16 protein-coding genes are annotated in these 16,147 nt (G+C 58.5%); 14 read left to right on the forward strand and 2 right to left on the reverse strand.

Translation table 11 applies throughout. The features are described 5' to 3' along the window. Positions 1-6: 6 nt before the first annotated feature. Positions 7-672 (reverse strand): isochorismatase family protein, encoded by a 666-nt coding sequence (locus tag ACE10Z_RS05400; protein WP_375787013.1) that lies wholly within the window; start codon positions 670-672, stop codon positions 7-9. A gap of 448 nt (positions 673-1,120) precedes the next feature. Beyond that, a complete protein-coding gene (locus ACE10Z_RS05405) occupies positions 1,121-2,407 on the reverse strand; it encodes an ABC transporter substrate-binding protein (protein ID WP_375787014.1) in 1,287 nt (428 codons plus the stop codon). A 201-nt stretch (positions 2,408-2,608) separates the two neighbouring features. Here ACE10Z_RS05405 and ACE10Z_RS05410 point away from each other — a divergent pair, with 201 nt between their 5' ends. The 14 genes from ACE10Z_RS05410 (at position 2,609) to ACE10Z_RS05475 (ending at position 16,126) form a co-directional block, all read left to right on the forward strand. After that, the gene (locus tag ACE10Z_RS05410) at positions 2,609-3,052 is read left to right on the forward strand and encodes a YidH family protein (protein ID WP_375787015.1); all 444 of its coding nucleotides are present in this window, start codon (positions 2,609-2,611) and stop codon (positions 3,050-3,052) included. A gap of 360 nt (positions 3,053-3,412) precedes the next feature. Then, positions 3,413-4,042, forward strand: a complete 630-nt coding sequence (locus ACE10Z_RS05415; protein WP_375787016.1) for a hydrolase — start codon at positions 3,413-3,415, stop codon at positions 4,040-4,042. A 301-nt stretch (positions 4,043-4,343) separates the two neighbouring features. Further along, complete coding sequence (locus ACE10Z_RS05420) at positions 4,344-5,384, forward strand: alpha/beta fold hydrolase (protein WP_375787017.1); 1,041 nt, start codon at positions 4,344-4,346, stop codon at positions 5,382-5,384. Positions 5,385-5,507: 123 nt separating this feature from the next. After that, positions 5,508-6,932: a class II fumarate hydratase gene (fumC, locus tag ACE10Z_RS05425; RefSeq protein WP_375787018.1), complete on the forward strand. Its 1,425-nt coding sequence runs from the start codon at positions 5,508-5,510 to the stop codon at positions 6,930-6,932. A gap of 140 nt (positions 6,933-7,072) precedes the next feature. Continuing rightward, positions 7,073-7,336 carry a hypothetical protein gene (locus tag ACE10Z_RS05430; protein WP_375787019.1) on the forward strand — a complete coding sequence of 88 codons (264 nt, stop codon included), beginning with the start codon at positions 7,073-7,075 and terminating at the stop codon, positions 7,334-7,336. A gap of 52 nt (positions 7,337-7,388) precedes the next feature. Further along, positions 7,389-7,823 (forward strand): hypothetical protein, encoded by a 435-nt coding sequence (locus ACE10Z_RS05435; protein WP_375787020.1) that lies wholly within the window; start codon positions 7,389-7,391, stop codon positions 7,821-7,823. Then, complete coding sequence (locus ACE10Z_RS05440) at positions 7,820-8,224, forward strand: hypothetical protein (protein WP_375787021.1); 405 nt, start codon at positions 7,820-7,822, stop codon at positions 8,222-8,224. Before ACE10Z_RS05435 ends, ACE10Z_RS05440 begins: the two co-directional genes overlap by 4 nt. A 43-nt stretch (positions 8,225-8,267) precedes the next feature. Next, complete coding sequence (gene mqo, locus ACE10Z_RS05445; RefSeq protein WP_375787022.1) at positions 8,268-9,800, forward strand: malate dehydrogenase (quinone); 1,533 nt, start codon at positions 8,268-8,270, stop codon at positions 9,798-9,800. 13 nt (positions 9,801-9,813) lie between these two features. Then, on the forward strand, positions 9,814-11,226 hold the full coding sequence (locus ACE10Z_RS05450; protein ID WP_375787023.1) for a cytochrome ubiquinol oxidase subunit I: 1,413 nt from the start codon (positions 9,814-9,816) through the stop codon (positions 11,224-11,226). Between the two features lie 3 nt (positions 11,227-11,229). Further along, complete coding sequence (gene cydB, locus ACE10Z_RS05455; protein WP_375787024.1) at positions 11,230-12,270, forward strand: cytochrome d ubiquinol oxidase subunit II; 1,041 nt, start codon at positions 11,230-11,232, stop codon at positions 12,268-12,270. 38 nt (positions 12,271-12,308) lie between these two features. Beyond that, positions 12,309-12,848 carry an FUSC family protein gene (locus tag ACE10Z_RS05460; protein WP_375787025.1) on the forward strand — a complete coding sequence of 180 codons (540 nt, stop codon included), beginning with the start codon at positions 12,309-12,311 and terminating at the stop codon, positions 12,846-12,848. A gap of 51 nt (positions 12,849-12,899) precedes the next feature. Next, positions 12,900-14,966, forward strand: coding sequence for an FUSC family protein (locus tag ACE10Z_RS05465; protein WP_375787026.1), 2,067 nt, complete (start codon positions 12,900-12,902; stop codon positions 14,964-14,966). After that, positions 14,953-15,177, forward strand: a complete 225-nt coding sequence (locus ACE10Z_RS05470; protein ID WP_375787027.1) for a DUF1656 domain-containing protein — start codon at positions 14,953-14,955, stop codon at positions 15,175-15,177. The genes ACE10Z_RS05465 and ACE10Z_RS05470 overlap by 14 nt, the downstream gene beginning before the upstream one ends. After that, positions 15,164-16,126: an efflux RND transporter periplasmic adaptor subunit gene (locus ACE10Z_RS05475; protein ID WP_375787028.1), complete on the forward strand. Its 963-nt coding sequence runs from the start codon at positions 15,164-15,166 to the stop codon at positions 16,124-16,126. Before ACE10Z_RS05470 ends, ACE10Z_RS05475 begins: the two co-directional genes overlap by 14 nt. Positions 16,127-16,147: the final 21 nt, after the last annotated feature.

Below are 16,147 nucleotides of genomic sequence, written 5' to 3' on the forward strand. Positions count from 1 at the left end.
ATCACCTCACCGGTTCTTCTCTGTCGATCCGACGCGCTTTGCGTTTTGATAGCTTTCCATAACGGACCGATATTCCGGCGTGGCGACGGTGTAGATTTCCGCGATTTCGGTTGCCTCAGGGCGCCTCCAGGTGCGATGAAGCTCGCAGATGATGGCGTTAGTGGACGTGGGCACGATCCCGGACTGAACAAAGCGCGCGATTGTTGTCTCGGACACCATCTTTGTGGGATCGCCGGATGCATCGGTTACGGCGTAGACGTTGAAGCCGGCAGCCTTCGCGTCGAGCGCGGGAAACATCACACAAACACTGGTCCAGACACCAGCCATGATCAGCGTTTTCTTTCCTGTTTCCCGGACGGTCTTCACGAATTGATCGTTGTCCCACGCATTGACCTCGCCTTGGCGTGGCACATAGACGGCATGCGGTGCCAACTCGGCGATTTCGGGCATGACCGGCCCGTTGGGTCCGTCCGGAACCGAGGCGGTTGTGATGATGGGCAGCTTCAGCAGGGTAGCAATCCGGGCGAGCGCGCAAACATTAGCGCGCAACTCGGTTACGCTGATGTCCTTGACGGCCTGAAACAGGCCCGATTGATGGTCGAGTAAGAGCAGGGCCGTATCGTCCACGTTCATCAATGCTTTGCCGCCGCCGCTGGGGAGGATGTGTGCCATTTGGAGCTCCTTGTCCTTGAAACGATCTCTGGTTTCACCGATTTGCATGGACCGGTCGGTCCCGTTGGTGCGCCACAACAGTCGCCCAGAAACCCAGAGATTACTCGTTATGTGATGTTAGCTGCCGTTAGGCGTTGCTGAGGGTATTACCCGGAGGGAGCCACGCGGAAGCTGCTCACGTAACTGGATCCGCCTTCCGACGCATGCTTGCGAACGGTCGCTTTCGATATCCGGATTTGGATGCGGCGGGCGAATGTGCGCGTGGGACGTCCAGCTTGACTCTAGGCGTTTTCAGGCACGCTCAATCTCGCTTGCGATCAAAGCATCTTGTTCGATCTTCGCATCGATGAGTCAAGGTGTCTCACGAATACCGGAAGCCCATGCTACAGACACCTCAAGACGGAGTTGCGAACGCGCGCGAGACAGGTGAACTCTTCCGCACGCTAGCTCAGCGATGACCGGATTCGTTGAAGGCGGTATTGAGAACCTCACCAATCGACAACCAGGTGCGACCGTCAAACTCCACTAATTGCGTTTGCTTGATAGGGCGGGCATCTGTTGAACTGGTGTTGATCGAGATTCCCGGAAGCATCACTGAGCTGCGGAAATCCCGGAGTGACGTTGCCTGCCGCATGACGTTCTCCCGGGAGAGGTCGTCACCGCATTGCTTCAATACCTGCGTCAACGTCGCAGCTGCTGCGTATCCGAAAACCGCGTTTTTGTCGTCTTTCTCGCCGTCCGGATAAAACCGCGTCATGAAGGACAACCACTCTTTCATGCCGGGATCATCCTGCCATTTCGGGTCGCCCGCATCCTTGAGAAAGGCGGTCGAGACCACGCCTATTGCATTTTGGAGCCCTGCTGGCCGTAGCGCGCTGGCAATGGAAGTGGGCGCATTATCGAGCAGAATGGTCGGCGCCCATCCGACATCGGCGGCCTTGCGGATAGCGAAGGCCGCTGTTGCCGGCGCCCCCTCGATGACCAAAACGGTCGCGCCCGATGCCCGCAGAACGTGGATTTGACTGTCAAGCGTTTCGTCCGAAGCATCGAAGGTTGTCTCCGAAATGATCATCTGAGCGTTCTCGCTGAGGCTTTCTACTAAACCTGCATAGAGGTCTCGCCCGAATTGTGCGTTCTCCCAGAGCACTGCGATCTTCCGTCCCGGAAAATAGGCCTCGATATAGTTTGCGAAGAGGCGCCCCTCCGCGCGCGACGATGGCTGCCAACCCATGGTCCAAGGAAAGGTATCTGGCCTACTGAACTCCTGATCGCCGGATGCGACGAATAGTTGTGGAATCCTGAGTGCGTTAAGATACGACCGCACGGCGAGATTGGCCGGTGTTCCAAATGACCCGAACATCAGAAGGACCTGATCCTCTTCCACCAACCGTCGTGTCCTGTCGAGCGCGGTCCCGCGGTCCGAGGTGTCATCGTAGGAAATGAAACGGACCTTGCGGCCGTTGATTCCACCGTGTTCGTTGACCATGGTAAAGTAGGCCGCCTCTGCTCTGCCGATTGAGCTGAAAGCCGCCAATGAACCCGTGTAGGGCATGACGTTTCCAATCCGGATTTCGGTCGGATCGGGCTCCGGGTCTAGCCGGGGGCTAGCCAGTGCGTTGCCTAGGACAAAGGCTAAAGCAACGAGAGCAGTCAGGATACTCCTTGCTTTCATCTGCATCTCCTTGGTGAAGCCTTGCTGATTGCGTCGAGGCGATCGATGGATAATGCTGATCACGACAACCTTCGCGCAAAGCCGAGATCCGCGCCCGTTATGCTTTGTTAGACCTCGTTAACTGTTGCGAGCCAACTCGACTTGCTCACCGCGCATTCGCTCGGCCAAGCACCTCTTAACGGCACCTCACACCACCTAACGCGACATCCTGCGTCGGTCGACTTAGCTTGTTTGCACGAAAACGAGACGTAGATGAGGTCGTCGATGATTCGCAGTTACAGCGATCATTCTGCAAACGAACGGACGTTCCTAGCGTGGGTGCGCACCGGACTGTCCGTCATTGCTTTCGGTGTTGTCGTCAAGAAGGGGTCTGTTCTCGCCACGGTGACGGCCGGCGCCTCTGTTGCACTCTCGACTTCGGTGCAGGATCATCTCAGCAACTACGGAGGGCCGGCACTCATGCTCACAGGTCTTGCGGCTATCGCTGGAGCGGTGGCTCGTTTCGTTTACACAGCGCTTCGCATTGACGATCAGGATGTGCACTCCGCCGGAATTGTTCGCCTTGCGTCACCGGTGTTGCGTCGTCAGCGAGAGGCTCTCGTTACGGTTGGACGCACTTCAAGGAATGCCGGAAGGCCGACCCGCGAGCGCAGCTGGTTGTCGCGTAAGGTTGGCCTAAAGCTTATCGGAGGCACCGGCGTTCACTAGTCCTAAGTTGCCTGACGAGGAGGAGGGACCGTGCAGTTTATCATAGTCAATGACCGGACGCCTCTCGGACCGTCCACCTGCGCGTACTGCCACCGACAGCTAAGCTTTGGCTATTTGCGTACGCCGGGTCTATTGCGACTAGAGCTGCCTTGATTGGGGCCGCGAGACCACCGCGCGTGACGAGGATGTCTCGGCATTCGACCCTTTGTCGACGGCAATGCCAACAGACCTCAGCCGGCTTTACCTGGAAGGCGGCGAGGCCGAGTGGGTCGAATCTTGTGACCGCGACCCGGCCAGATCTGGTCGTAGAAGCCAGGCCCTTATGCCAACGCGAACCACAAGCGGAGAGGAAGCATAATCATGAAAGATATCGACATGCTACTGGAGCCTGAGGATTGCGCACTGGTCCTCCTCGACCAGCAAGCCGGCCTTGCCTTTGGTATCGGTTCGATCGACAGACAGGCGTTATTGAATAACGTCGTCGCACTCGCACGCACGGCCAAGGTCTTCGGCCTGCCCGTCATTGCGTCAACTTCGGCGACGAAAGTGTATAGCGGGCCGCTCATGCCGGCCGTACACGCGGCTATCCCTGACGTCGTCGCTCTCGAACGCCGCAATATGAATGCATGGGAGGACGACGCTGCGCGGCTCGCCATCGAGGCAACCACGCGTCGTCGATTGATTGTCTCGGGGTTGCTGACCGAAGCCTGTGTAACATTTCCCGTCCTGTCGGCGCTGTCCGCCGGATATGAAGTATACGTGGTGGGAGACGCCTGCGGCGGCATTACGCCCGCCAGTCATGAACTCGCTCTTCGCCGTATGGAAGCGGCCGGTGCCAAGATGACGTCCTGGATACAGATCCTTCTGGAGCTTCAGCGGGACTGGACGCGACACGCGACCTATGACGGGGCACGCGCCATCGTCGAGGCGCACGGTGGCGGCTACGGAATCGGGCTCTCTTATGCTCGGGACATGATTCACCCCGTGTGACAACGGTGCTCGTGAGTGACTTTAAAGCGACAGCGGTTGCATCGTGCGGTGACGGTGAACAATCCAACAACCACCTTCGCTTGACGACACCAGCTGCGATGTCGCGCAGCTGGTTAGCTGGGCAGGTCGTGCTGGAGCTTACGTATCTGCGGTCATTTGATCGAGAGGCGACCCGGGATCTCGCTTCCACCAACAACGCCTAACCGAGTCTAACAACAGATAACGAGCAATCTCGAGAATGCGGTGCGAACATCGTTGCGCATCAAGTCAACTGATCGAGCCTGACGACGGGAGTTCGGACATGTCGAGCCAATCTGTGTTTGATCGTCGCCAATTCATGTACGCGGCTGCGGCGAGTGGCGCAGCGGCTCTGATCTCTGCCGACGCGAGCGCGGAGGCAGGTCGAGCCAAATCGGCGAGCATCATCAAGGCCGGCACAAACACGTCGTTCGCAGCTTTGAAGCAGGTCGACGCGGGCGCCCTCGATGTGGGTTACGCTGAAGCGGGTCCGCAGGACGGGCCTGTCGTCATATTGCTGCACGGCTGGCCCTATGACATCTACAGCTATGTCGACGTAGCACCGGCGCTGGCGTCGAGCGGTTATCGCGTCATCGTGCCCTATTTGCGCGGATACGGCACAACTCGCTTTCTTTCGAACGACGTGCTCCGTAACGGTCAGCCGTCCGCCGTCGCAGTCGACATTATCGCTCTGATGGATACTCTCAAGATTGAGAGAGCGACCCTCGCTGGATTCGATTGGGGGGCTCGAACAGCTAATGTAATTGCGGCGCTCTGGCCGGAGCGATGCAAGGCGATGGTTTCGGTCAGCGGTTATCTCATCGGCAGCCAGGCGTCCGGTAAGCTGCCGCTGCCGCCGAAAGCCGAGCTCGAATGGTGGTACCAGTTCTATTTTGCCACCGAGCGCGGACGGGAGGGGTACGAAAAATATCGACGCGACTTTGCGAGGCTCATTTGGCAACTGGCGTCACCGAAGTGGGAGTTCAGCGACGCCACCTTTGAGCGGAGTGCAAAGTCGTTCGAGAATCCCGACCACGTTGCGATTGTCGTTCATAACTATCGATGGCGCATGGGCCTCGCAAACGGTGAAGCGAAATATGACGACCTCGAGAATAGGCTCGCAGAAGCTCCCGTAATTACGGTCCCCACCATTACGATGGAAGGCGACGCCAACGGTGCGCCACATCCGGAGCCCAGCGCGTATGCAAAGAAGTTCTCAGGAAGATACGAGCATCGGCTGATCAAGGGCGGCATTGGGCACAATCTGCCTCAGGAAGTTCCGCAGGCCTTTGTCGAAGCTGTGATCGACGTCGCTGAGAGTTGATCGACGACGGGGAACTCGCGGATCGGCTCGGGCGGTCCGCGAGTGCGCCCAATATGGCGCCCAAGCACAGACCTATCGATCCGCCTATCGCCGGCAATGCAACCAAGCCAAGGAAAGAAACAGATGACCGACTTCAGGAAAGAGACCGACAGTCTCGGCGTTGTGGAAGTAGCCGCTGACAAGCTGTGGGGTGCGCAAACGCAGCGTTCCCTTCAACATTTCAGCATAGGCCAAGACCTGATCCCTCGCGAAATGATCACGGGGTACGCGATCCTCAAGAAGGCCGCCGCGACCGCCAATCATGCAAGCGGTCGTTTGGACGACACGAGACATAAGCTCATTGTCCAGACCTGTGACGAAATCTTGGCTGGCAAGCACCACGACATGTTTCCGTTGCATGTCTGGATGACCGGAAGCGGCACGCAGTTCAACATGAACGTCAATGAGGTGATCGCTAATCGCTGCAGTCAGCTTGCCGGTACCGCGCTCGGTAGCCATACGCCGGTGCATCCCAACGATCACGTCAATATGGCGCAGTCGTCGAACGACTCGTTCCCCTCCACGATGAACATTGCAGCTGCAGTGAACGTCAAGCAGCGACTCGTTCCGGCAGTGACGGCGCTGCGCGACGCCATCGCCGCCAAGTCAAAGGAATGGGACAATATCGTCAAGATCGGCCGCACACATATGCAGGACGCGACCCCGCTGACGCTGGGGCAGGAATGGTCGGGCTACGCCGGAATGCTGTCAGATGACCTCGAGCGGATCGAAGCGGCGCTACCGGGCGTCTACCGACTTGCGCTGGGCGGTACCGCGGTCGGCACCGGCATTAACTCGGCGCCCGGCTTTGCCGAGGCCGCTGCGGCCGAAATCGCCAAGCTCACCGGGCTCCCTTTCGCGACCGCGCCGAACAAATTCACGGTGCAGGGCGCCCATGACGCCCTGGTGCAACTATCCGGCACGCTGCGTACGCTCGCCGTGTCGCTTTACAAGATCGCCAACGACATTCGCTTGATGTCGTGCGGGCCGCGCGCGGGGTTTGCAGAATTGCTGATACCGGAGAACGAGCCGGGGTCATCGATCATGCCAGGCAAGGTAAATCCCACCCAGTGCGAGGCGCTCACCATGATTGCGGTGCAGGTGATGGCGAACGACGTCGCTGTGGGCTTTGGCGGTGCTGGTGGCTATCTCGAGATGAACGTGTACAAGCCGCTGATGGTCTTCAACATCACACACTCGATCACGATCATGACTGACGGCTGCACGAACTTCCGAAAGTTCCTCGTGGAGGGGACAAAGCCTAATCTGAAGAAGATCAACGAATATGTCGAACGTTCACTGATGCTGGTGACCGCGCTCGCGCCGGTGATTGGCTATGACAAGGCCTCAAAGATCGCGCACTACGCCATGGACAACGATCTCACGCTGAAGGCCGCTGCGCTCAAATTGGGCTTCGTAAGTGAAGCTGAGTTTGATCGCGTCGTCGATCCCACCAAGATGGTGAAGCCTTACGTCGCTTCCGCCGGGAAGACAATGGCCGCCGGCTGAAACGCGTCGTCGATAGGCGAAGATCCGTCCGGGCTAGGCAACAGGCTTGTTGTAGCGCTCTGCGCTTGCCCGCCGGTCCGAGCGAGCAGTGTTCGTCCGAGACCGTTTGCAACGTCCCGCAGCAGAAGAGGAACAGGTCGATGTGGTCCAAGCGTCTCACTGCGGTGCAGATCGGCGGGGCGCTGATTCTGCAAGTTGGTTGGGTTCTTGCGGATCCCTCAATCGAAGCGGGACGAACCATCTTTGGCAACGCGCCGATCGGTCATCTGCAGCCGCGCTCACCTCGATTCTCGCCCGGCTCCTCGCCGGACCGGGCCGTACAGCGGCGCGAGTCGGAGTTTGACGCCAGGCAGGAAGAACTAAACAGGGAGCTCGATAGGAAGCTCAACATCTGCAGATGTTGATGCGTCCAGCCAGAGTTTGGGAGCGCAAGTTGAGAATGGAGGAACGCAGGTGATGATCCGATGCGTCGAGCTGTGGACCGGAACGGACCGAAAATCGCACTTCCGGGAAGGCTTCATCGACCTTGAGGTGGGGCTCCGGGGAGATGCCGTCAGCTCGAAGCTGATGATCAACGAGGCCGTGTTCCATCAGACGGACACCGACCCGAAACTAGGGTGGCATCCGGATCCTGCTCGTCAGTTGGTCATTACGCTAAGCGGCATGCTGGAATTCGAAACTGCCGATGGGCGATTCACACTTCAACAGGGCGACGTGCTCTTTACGGAAGACACGAGCGGAGCCGGTCACAACTGGACGCTGATCGGCGACCAGCCGTGGCGTCGGCTCTACACAGTTCTCGAACCGGACACTGTCGTCCCATTTCGATCCGCGACCTCGATTAGCGCGGATCTGAAAACGGCGGCAGGAGTCAAAGGAGCTAACCCATGATTCGATGTGTTCGTCTATGGACCGGCGACGACAATAACTCGCATTTCGAGGAAGGCTTCATTGAACTTGAGCCAGGTCAGCGAGGGGACTGGCTGAGCAGCAAGGTGGATGTGGCCTCGATTTCCTTTCAGGAGACTGGGTCAGGCGGACGCTTCGATTGGCACACGGCGCCGATCCGGCAGCTAGTCATAACGTTGAGGGGGACGCTCGATTTTGAGACGCGCGATGGCAAGCACTTTCTAATTCATCCCGGCAACATCCTGCTGGCCGAGGACACCGCCGGGAGCGGGCATAGCTGGACACTCACCGACGATTCCTCCTGGTGCCGTGCCTATGTAGTTCTCAAGCCAGGTGCCACCGTGCCGTTCCGCGCGCGAAAGCTGCATTCCGCCGCCGCCTAAGCAATCCATAACTACCGATATCCAACGAGTTTTGGAGAGGAAGATGCGATTCACAGATCAACCAGACGTAGTTCTCATTGGCGCTGGCATCATGAGCGCGACAACAGGTGTGTTTCTGAAGGAGCTCGAGCCGTCCCTCTCGATTACGATGTTCGAGACGCTGGAGGATTGCGGTCTTGAAAGCTCGGACGCCTGGAACAACGCGGGGACCGGTCATGCTGCAAACTGCGAGATGAACTATACTCCGCAGCGTGCGGACGGGAGCATCGATATCTCGAAGGCTCTCGAAGTCAATGTTGAGTTCGACTTATCGCGGCAATTCTGGGCCTATATGGTCAGAAAGGGCGGGATCGCAGATCCTCGTTCATTCATTCATCCTGTGCCGCACATGAGCTTCGTGCACGGCGCCGACAACGTCGCGTTTCTCAGGAAGAGGTTCAAGGCGATGGCGGCTCATCCCTGCTACGAAGGGATGGAGTATAGCGATGATCCGCAAAAGATCGCTGATTGGGTGCCGCTGGTGATGGAGGGGCGGGCTGGTGATGATCCCGTCGCCGCGACGAGGATCATCACTGGAACGGATGTTGACTATGGTGCGCTCACCCATCATCTCGTTCATCATCTTGCGGACCAGCCCAACTGCTTCGTTCACTACAAGACCCGCGTCACCAATCTGATTCGGGAAGAGGACGGACGTTGGCGGATCGAAGTGCGTGACACCGACAGCGGTGAGGAGCGTTCGGTCAGGGCAAAGTTCGTGTTTATCGGCGCGGGGGGCGGGGCGTTGCCGCTGCTGCAAAAATCCGGCATTCCGGAGGCGCGCGGCTACGCCGGCTTTCCGGTCAGCGGCATCTGGCTGCGGTGCGACGATCCCGAAATCAATAAGCGCCACCATGCGAAGGTGTACGGCAAGGCGGCGGTTGGCTCCCCGCCGATGTCAGTACCGCATCTCGACACCCGCGTCATCGGCGGCCAGCATTCGCTTCTGTTCGGCCCGTATGCCGGCTTCTCGAGCAAGTTTCTCAAATTCGGCTCGGTTCTCGATCTTTTTGAGTCGATCCGGCCGGCTAATGTTGAGCCGCTGCTTGCGGTTGCGCGCGACAACTTCGATCTTACGGAATATCTCATCGCGCAGGTCTTGCAGTCCGAGAGTCACCGCTTGGCGGCACTGGACGAATACTTTCCAAAGGCCGATCGCAAGGACTGGAGACTGCAGGTGGCCGGTCAGCGCGTTCAGATCATCAAGCCGGACGTCAACCGCGGCGGCTTGCTTGAATTTGGAACCGAACTCGTCGGGGCAGACGATCGATCCCTTGTCGCGCTTCTGGGAGCTTCGCCTGGTGCTTCCACCGCTGCCTACATCGCTATCAGTGTGTTGGAGAAATGCTTTTCGAAAGAGCTCACGGCAAGCGCTTGGTTGCCAAAGCTGAAGGAAATCATCCCATCTTATGGCATCTCGCTCATCGACGATGCGGATTTCACTCGAAACATCCGCGTCGCGACAGCTGAGGTCCTCAAGCTCGACAATATCTCGTCTGCTTCGCGGCACACCACGCCGACGGCTGAGCCGGCTTGAAGGGAGGATCCCGATGGACGCCACAGCCCTTCTTCTGTCGCGGGTGCAATTCGCCTTTACAATTTCCTTTCACATAATCTTCCCGGCGTTCAGCATTGGCCTCGCGGCTTGGCTCACTGTGCTCGATGCAATGTACTTGTGGACCGGCGAAGCCGTCTACCGAACTCTGTTCCAGTTCTGGCTCAAGATATTCGGCGTCGCCTTTGGTCTGGGGGTGGTGTCGGGCGTCGTTATGGCCTTTCAGTTCGGCACGAACTGGAGCGTGCTGTCGAACATGTCGGGCCCGATCCAGGGACCGCTGCTGTCGTATGAGACCTTCACAGCCTTTGCGCTGGAAGCGGGCTTCTTCGGCGTCCTCGTCTTCGGGCGCACGCGCGTGACGCCATGGTTCTATCTGTTTTCGATTGCCATGGTGGCTTTTGGAACGACGCTTTCGGCATTCTGGATCATGGTGAACAACAGCTGGATGCAGGTGCCGGTAGGTTACGTCTTGCAGAAAGGCCAGTTTGTTCCGGATGATTGGACGAAGATCATCTTTAACTCGGTTGTGTGGTCCCGATTTCCGCACATGTTGCTGGCATCCTATCTCACTGGGGCGTTCTGCGTTGCGGCGAGCGGTGCATGGTATTTGTTGCGTGACAAATGCCACGCTGAGGCCATGGTAATGCTCAGGATGGGGTTGTTCCTTGCGGCGTTGCTTGTCCCGATCCAGATCGCGTTCGGTCACTTGGTCGGCGACTATGTGCACGAGTTTCAACCCGCTAAGTTCGCGGCGATCGAGGGGCGCTGGCACGATGAACAACCGGCGAGCGAGGTGTTGTTTGCTCTTCCGGATCCAGCCACGGAAAGTAACAGATACGAAGTCAAGGTGCCTGTGCTTGGCAGCATCGTCGGCAGCTTGAGCCTGACGGCCAAGGAAGTTGGACTGACCGATTTCCCGCCACAGGATCGTCCGTCGGTGCTAATTCCATTTTTCTCGTTTCGTATCATGGTCGGCTGTGGGCTCGTGATGCTCGCATTAGCCTGGCTCGGATCCTATCTGAGCTTGAACGGCCGCCTCGTGCACAGCCGATTTTTGCTTTGGTCCATCTTCCTCAGCTTTCCTTTGCCGTTCATCGCGATTCTTACTGGCTGGTACACTGCAGAAGTCGGCCGCCAACCATGGGTGGTTTACGGGGTGTTGCGAACGGCTCAGGCGATGACTCCTTTCTTGACGGCTTACGCGGCATTGGGCTCGCTCCTCCTGTTTGGTGCAATCTACCTGTTCATCTTTTCATTCGGCACTTTCTACCTCTATTGGCTTCTGCGCGCTGGCCCCTCGCGACACGAGCCGGAGTTTCGGCATGACACCTCGCCCAACCGACCCATGTCGTTGGCAAGCGGGGACGGGATCACAAGTCGAACCGTTCTGACCGCAGGAGAATAGAAGATGGTCATGTTCTGGGTTGCGGTTCTCGCCATCAGCATGTTCCTTTATCTTTTGCTCGACGGGTTCGACCTCGGCGTAGGCATACTGTTCGGTCTGACAAGGAGCGAGAACGGCCGAAGCACGATGCTGCGCGCGGTGGCACCATTTTGGGACGGCAACGAGACCTGGCTCGTTGTATCCGGGGTGGTCTTATGGAGCGCGTTCCCAGTTGTCTACGCGACGGTGCTATCGGCACTTTACATCCCGGTCATCGTCATGTTGGCTGGCCTTATCCTGCGCGGAGTATCATTCGAGTATCGCAACAAGACTGAGCGTCTGCGCTGGATCTGGGATATTTGTTTCGCCGGCGGCTCGCTTGCGGCGAGCTTCATGCAAGGCGTAATGGTCGGTGCGCTGGTCGAGGGGCTGCAGTTCACCAACGGCGAATATTCCGGCGGCGCCCTAGGCTGGATGACTAGCTTTGCCATGTTGTGTGGCCTTGCACTCTGCTTTGGATACGCACTTCTCGGCGCTTGCTGGTTGGTCAGCAAAGCGGAGGGCCAAGTAAGGGACGAAGCGCGTCGCCAAATTCCCTTTCTTGCGACCTGCGTGTTGGCGTTCCTGATCGTCGTCTTCTGCCACGCGCTGCTCGCACACCTTCCGATCATGCACCGATGGATTGATCGGCCATATCTCCTCGTTTTTCCGGCGATCGGCGCGGTTGCGGCGTGGCTTCTTGCGCGTAGCATTCTGCAGCACAATGACCGTTGGCCGTTCTACATGGTCATCCTGATCTTCAGTTCAGCATTCGGTACGCTCGCGGTTTCGTTCTGGCCATACATGGTTCCGTTCGTCATCACGATCGAATCCGCAGCGGCGCCGCATTCGAGTCTTGCATTCATGTTTTGGGGCGAAGGGCTCTTCGTTTTTCCGCTTATGTTGATCTACGCCGTCGTCGGTTATCGCGTCTTTCGCGGCAAAGTGCCGCCGGCGTCCGGTAGCCAACAAGACTCCGGCAATGCTCGCTTCGCGGCGAGTGGTTCACCCCATCCAGCGGAGTAGGCGGACCGCTTTCACAGAGGCAATTGGAGGTCGGATCTATGTCGAACGTGGAAAAAGTGACGAATATCTCCCCCGTGGACTTTGTCTACGCGTTGGAGATGGCAATTGCCGCTCTCCTTTCATACTGGGCGATGACGGTCGGCCTCACGCGACTTGTCGACACGCCCACTGATCTGCTGGGCGGCATGTGGGCAGCTGTTTCAGCGATTTTTGTATTCAGGGAAAAGGAGCTCGATAGCCTTTCGGCAGGAATTGCGCGGCTGGTCGCGACATGTGTCAGTTTCGCGCTGTGCTTGCCGTATCTTTGGCTCTTCCCGGCTTCGCCTGTCGGCATAGCAGCGCTGCTGGCGATCGGCACCATTGTCATGATCTTGCTCCAGCGCCGTGGTGACATCATCACGACGGGGATCACGACTGTTGTCGTCATGGTCGTTGCCGCCATAGATCCTCACGATGCATGGCGGCAGCCACTGCTTCGGCTTGCCGATACTGTGGTCGGCATCGGGATAGGCGTCGTATGTCAATGGGTCGGCTTTCATCTACTGCGGAGAATCATGAGCACACAGCAGGCTTCGTGACCGAGCTCGGCGTCGCGCTCTGCGAGCCGACGGGACGGGAAGGGTGCAATAATGGAGTCGATTCCGCTTCCAGCACAGGTAATCGGATTAATACGGCAAGCATCGCTCGGGCTTCGCCAGTGGCTGCCGTCTTCGCTGCCACCTGTTCTGTTCGCGCTGCGTCTTTGGACCGCCGCATACGTTGCCCTTTACGTTGCGTTTTGGCTGCAGCTCGATAACGCGTATTGGGCGGCGACGAGCGCCGTGATCGTCTCGCAGCCAACCCTTGGCGCGTCGCTCCGCAAGGCGTGGTTCCGTATGGTCGGTACGATGCTCGGCGCCGTCGCGATCGTGATCCTCACCGCCTGGTTCCCGCAAAATCGCCTTGGTTTCCTGCTCGGCCTTGCTCTTTGGGGAGCTAGTTGCAGTTTCGTGGCAACGATTCTGCGAAATTTCGTCGCATACGGTGTCGCGCTCGCCGGCGTCACGGCAGCGATCATTGCGAGCGACGAGCTCGGCGCGACGGGTGGAGCAAGCGGGCACGTCTTTCTGTTGGCGCTGACGCGGGTCAGTGAGATCTGGATCGGGATCGTCAGCGCGTCCGTTGTCATGGCCGGCACTGATCTTGGCCGGGCACGGCGGCGCCTGACTAAGTTGTTAGCATCTCTCTCTGCCGCAGTTGCAGCAGGACTAGTTCGCTCGCTCGCTGGAGCGTCTGGCGATGTTATGCGTGTGAGCCGCCGCGACCTCATCCAACGAACGATCGCGTTGGACCCGGTGATCGACGAGGTGATGGGAGAGGCGCCAGATTTGCGTGTTGGCCCGCAAGGCTTGCGCGCGGCCGTGGAGGGGCTGTTCGTCGCGCTCTCGAATTGGCGGCTGGTTGCCAATCATTTGGATCTGCTTCCAGACAAGCAGCGACGCAGTGAAGCCGATGCCATTTTGCGAGAGCTTCCGGCGGTGGTGCGCTCGTTGACGCTCGAATGGAATCTAGCAAGATGGACAGATGACGCCGCTAGCTTGCGACGCGTCTGCGCTGGCGCCGTGAGGACGATGGTGGCGCTTCCGGCCCAAACGTCATCACTGCGGATGATGGCCGATGGTGTCGCGCAAGCGCTGATCGGCATTGCGCGGTCACTTGATGGCATGATGCTGCTGGCCGATCACGATCAAAGTGCACGGACAATTCGTGCGGCGCAGTTCCCGATCGCCGACTGCCTCCCTGCGGTGATCAACGCAGTACGCACATTTCTGATGATCTGTGCTGTCGCGGCGTTTTGGATCGTGACGGCGTGGCCAGGCGGAGTCTTGGCAATCGTCTGGTCGACGATTTTCGTCATTGCCAACTCGTTGCCGGGTGCGGATGAACCCTATGCCGACGCCAAAAGTCGGCTGCTCGGCATTATTGCGGCCGCGGTTTGTGCCGCGATCATCAAATTCGCAGTGTTGCCTGGTAGCGAGACGTTCATCTATCTGGCGTTGGCGATCGGAGTGGTTATTATTCCAGCGGCAGCTCTTTCCACGCAGCCCTGGCAGCCGGCGATGTTCGGATTCCTTGCCCTGGGGTTTATCCCGTTCCTGAAGCCCGAGAACCCGATAAGTTACGACTCGGGACAGTACTACAATGATGCTCTGGCAATCATTGCAGGGGCCGGAGCCTCGACACTTGCTTTCCGCCTGATCCCACCGCCTTCGCCGGCGTTCCGTGTTGCCCGCTTGTTGCGTCTTACGCTTCGTGACCTGCGTCGTCTGGTCACGAGGAAGACGACACAAACGAGAATTGCATGGGAGAACCTCGTCTACGCTCGGCTCGCGAGTTTTCCCTCGCAGTCCCAGCCTCTGCAGCGTGCCAGGCTGCTTGCTGCCCTTTCAATCGGCTCTGAAGTTATCAAGGTGCGGCGCCGTGGCCGCCGACTCGGTTGCACAATGCGTATTGAAGCCGCCCTTGAGCCCCTTGGCTGGGGCGACAGCGTGATTGCGAGCAAAAGGCTTGAGGAACTGGGTAACACGCTGTCGGCGGTCCCGGATACGAGAACACGCGCGGTGCAGCGCGTGCAAGGCAGCATCCGTGCCATCTCAGAGGGGCTCCGTCAACACGCTGCTTATTTCGGCTCGAGGACCGTCGATGAGCTTCGTTGAAGTCGATCTGTTCGGCGTCTGCGTTGCGCCGATATCGATTATGATGGTGGCGGCCTGGCTAATCCTGGTGCCGGTGCGCTGGGTTGCAAGCCGAAGCCGCGTATTGCGGCGCGCCTGGCACCCGGCTCTCGTGGAATTGTCCACCTACGTTATCATCCTTTCAGCCTTGGTTCTCTTGACCGCAGATTGGATGCGCTATGTCGGACGTTGACCTGAAGCTGAAGGCCGCCCCGACGGTGCCTGCCGCTCACGCCCGGTTCTTTGGGAAAGCCCGCCGTCTACTGCGGCCGCGCCACGTGACGGCAGCGTTGGTGACGCTCCTCGCAGTGGGGCTCGCAGCCGTGAGCGGTTCGGCGGCATGGAACGCGTACATGGAGGGACCTTGGACACGCGATGCCACCGTGCGCGCCTATGTTGTGACCATGGCGCCTCAGGTGTCGGGACTGATTACCGAGCTTCCGGTTTCCGACAATCAGTTTATACACAAGGGCGATCCGTTGATGGTAATTGATCCGACAGACTACAGGATCGGTGTGAGCCTAGCGGAAGCAGCCCTCGAACAGGCACGGGCGACCGCACAGAACGCGGAAACGGAGTCTCGCCGTCGGCAAGCGTTGGACGATCTCGCGGCAACGACTGAGGAAAAAGAGGTCTACGCTACGAACGCTCTTGCAGCGCAAGCGGCATATCGACATGCCTCCGCAAATCTCGATCAGGCCAACGTTAATCTTGGACGTACGCGCATTCTCTCGCCCGTCAACGGATACGTGACCAATCTGCAGGTGCAACGCGGCGACTACGTCAATATCGGGCAGAAGAGCATCTCAGTCGTCAACGTCGACACTTTTTGGATCGACTGCTATTTCGAGGAGACTAGCCTTTCGAAAATCCATGAGAGGGATGCGGCGGCAATCAAGTTGCTGGGTTACCGCCAGGTGCTCAAAGGTCACGTCGAAAGCATAGCGCGAGGCATCAATGTTCCGAATGCGCAAGCCGATGCCGCAGGTCTCGCGACCGTAAATCCTGTCTTTACCTGGGTTCGTCTCGCGCAGCGCGTACCGATTCGGATTCGTATCGACGAAGTGCCCGCAGATTTGCGGCTCGTCATTGGCATGACGGCGACGGTGGAGATCAATTCTCATGTCCAGAGGGCACCATGAAGCACGATGTAGCGGGTTCTG

The sequence above is a fragment of the Bradyrhizobium sp. Pha-3 genome, assembly GCF_042258615.1.
Lineage (GTDB): Bacteria > Pseudomonadota > Alphaproteobacteria > Rhizobiales > Xanthobacteraceae > Bradyrhizobium.